The sequence below is a fragment of the Pseudoalteromonas sp. G4 genome (assembly GCF_028875915.1).
Lineage (GTDB): Bacteria > Pseudomonadota > Gammaproteobacteria > Enterobacterales > Alteromonadaceae > Pseudoalteromonas.
This window is the reverse complement of sequence record NZ_JAPEHW010000158.1, coordinates 1-1,143: the sequence shown is the minus strand read 5'-3', so window position 1 is coordinate 1,143 and position 1,143 is coordinate 1. Positions and strand designations below refer to the sequence as shown.

General features: G+C 38.9%; 1 protein-coding gene and 1 pseudogene. Both read left to right on the top strand.

Going from position 1 to position 1,143, the window contains the following annotated elements:
- Nucleotides 1-168: 168 nt before the first annotated feature.
- Nucleotides 169-957 (top strand): class I SAM-dependent methyltransferase, encoded by a 789-nt coding sequence (locus ON073_RS20365; RefSeq protein WP_274763691.1) that lies wholly within the window; start codon nucleotides 169-171, stop codon nucleotides 955-957.
- A pseudogene (locus ON073_RS20360) lies at nucleotides 957-1,143 on the top strand (hypothetical protein); the annotation flags it as partial. The gene ON073_RS20365 and the pseudogene ON073_RS20360, both read left to right, overlap by 1 nt.

Here is a 1,143-nt window from a genome sequence, read left to right as displayed (position 1 = left end):
CGCTCTCCCAGCTGAGCTATAGCCCCACATTCCAAAAAAGGACATTCTAAAGCGTGATGCTTTTGAACGGCGAGAACTTTAATTTTTTTTCTATCACTGGTCAAGTATTTTTTGTAGCATAAAAGGTAATTTTAGCTTGTTTGCACATTAATTGTGCGAGAGAGACCAATGGATATTAAAAATTATAACAACCATGCTTGGAATAAACAGGTCGAAGCAAATAATGAATGGACGCAGCCGGTCACAAGCTCACAAGTTGAAGCCGCGCGAAATGGCGATTGGTCTATTGTATTAACACCACATAAGAGTGTGCCACACAGTTGGTTTGGTGATTTAACAGGTAAAAAAGTACTGTGTCTTGCCTCAGGTGGCGGCCAGCAAGGGCCAATTTTATCGGCCGCAGGTGCTGATGTAACTGTGTTCGATTTATCTGAAAACCAACTTTCGCAAGATGCATTTGTTGCTAAGCGTGATGGGCTAACGCTTAAAACAGTAAAAGGCGATATGACCGATTTAAGCTGTTTTGAAAATGAAAGCTTTGACCTTGTTTTTCACCCTTGTTCAAATAATTTTGTGCCAGACATTTCCAATTTATGGGCAGAAGCTGCGCGTGTTTTAAAAGAAAATGGCCGTTTGCTAAGTGGCTTTATTAATCCTGCTGCATACATATTTGATTGGTTTGAAGCAGAAAAAGGCGTGACCAAAGTGCGCCATAAACTACCGTTTAGTGATATTAATAACCTTTCTGAAGAAGAATTAGCTTTATTAAAGGAGCAAGATGAACCACTGGTGTTTAGTCACTCATTTGAAGAGCAAATCAAAGGTCAGCTGGATAATGGTTTAGTGCTAATTGATATGTTTGAAGATAATTGGCATTCAATGGCCTTTTCTGAATATTTTCCGCCAACCATGGCGTGCTTAACTTTAAAATTACCTTCTGCAGTATGGAAACGTTAATGACAAAACTTATTTTACTAACGCTGTGTTTTTCAGTGCTTATTGGCTGCGCAAAGTCGAAACCCGAACCTGAAGACTTTGAAATCATTAATCAACAATTAAAAACCGTTATTGCGGATGATGGGGCAAAATTATTTTCGTATTTGGTTACGGTAAAAGCAGGGTCGGCAAAACTTATCAACAAAA

What these genes read in the sequence shown, in the direction of transcription:
- ON073_RS20365 (WP_274763691.1), top strand. Translation starts at nt 169, where the DNA reads ATGGATATTAAAAATTATAACAACCATGCTTGGAATAAACAGGTCGAA.